Consider the following 1,471-nt stretch of genomic DNA (forward strand, 5'->3'; position numbering starts at 1 on the left):
CAGTTTGCTGGACGAACGATGACTTATAAAGAATTGAATGAACAAGCGAATCAACTTGCGAGGAAAATAAGAAAATTAAAGAGACAAGGTGAAGAAGAATTTCTTGTTAGTGTCGCAATGGAACGCTCGTTTGAAATGGTTAAGACCATACTAGCGATATTAAAAGCTGGAGGTGCATACGTACCAATTGATCCTCATCATCCTAGTAAGCGAATAGAAACAATTATCAAAGATAGTCAAACGTGCGTATTATTAACACAAGATAAGTTTAAAGAAAAACTAAGTTTCTATCATGAAAAGGTTATCGTTGTGGATGACCAAAAAGATCACAAAGAAGAAGTATCTAATTTAAGTCGAGTTAGTAATCTTGAAAATTTAGCATATGTCATCTATACATCAGGTTCTACAGGTAAGCCGAAGGGTGTTATGATTGAACATCGAAATGTTTTAAATACATTATTCGGATTACAGAGAAAATTTCCTATTACAGAAGAGGATGCATATTTATTAAAAACACCTTTTATATTTGACGTCTCGGTAGCAGAATTATTTGGCTGGATGCTTGGAGGAGGAAGGCTGGTTATTTTAGAGCCTGAAATGGAAAAGGATCCAGTGGAACTATATAAGGTGATTCAAAAAGAGCGGGTGACACATGTCAATTTTGTACCTTCTATGCTTCAAGCATTTGTCGACATGGTCCCTGATAATCAGCTACAGGAATTAACAGATTTAAAATATATGTTTATTGCTGGTGAGGCATTATCGCCCAAATTGGCTAAATCGGCAAGAATGTTATTATCGCATACTGATTTATATAATCTCTATGGCCCAACGGAAGCGAGTATTTATACAACAGGGTATGCGCTAGACAATAATCTTGAAATGTCAATTTTACCGATTGGAAAACCACTTGATAATACAGGTGTGTATATATTAAGTAATGAAGGGAAATTACAACCGATAGGCATTCCTGGTGAATTGTGTATAGCCGGAGAAGGGGTAGCAAGAGGATATCTCAATGATGAGAAACGAACGAAGGAGAAATTTATCTCCCATCCATACAAAAAAGATACTGTCTTATATAAAACAGGTGATTTGGTCAGATGGTTACCAGATGGGAATATTGAGTATTTAGGTAGAAAAGATTTCCAAATTAAAGTACGGGGATATCGTATTGAAATTGGGGAGATAGAGTATTGCATCATGCGACGTGAAGGTGTTCGTGAAGTAGTCGTTATTGATAGGGAAGATCCTCATGGAAGAAAATATTTATGTGCATATATCGTGTCGGATGTTGAATGGAGTAATAAAGAATGGCATCACTACATGAGAGAGAAGCTTCCAGAATATATGATTCCAACTAATTTTGTGCATTTGGAAAACATGCCATTATCATTAAATGGTAAGTTAGACCGAAAGGCATTACCTAAAGAAGAAGTTATCTTAAATCAAGAGGAATACATAGCACCAC

General features: G+C 35.8%; 1 protein-coding gene. It reads left to right on the forward strand.

What is annotated here, in order from left to right:
• On the forward strand, positions 1 to 1,471 hold a 1,471-nt coding region (locus MR107_RS29945; RefSeq protein WP_242293148.1), incomplete at both ends, for a non-ribosomal peptide synthetase.

The sequence above is a fragment of the Bacillus cereus group sp. BfR-BA-01441 genome, from assembly GCF_022663075.1.
Taxonomy (GTDB): domain Bacteria; phylum Bacillota; class Bacilli; order Bacillales; family Bacillaceae_G; genus Bacillus_A; species Bacillus_A cereus.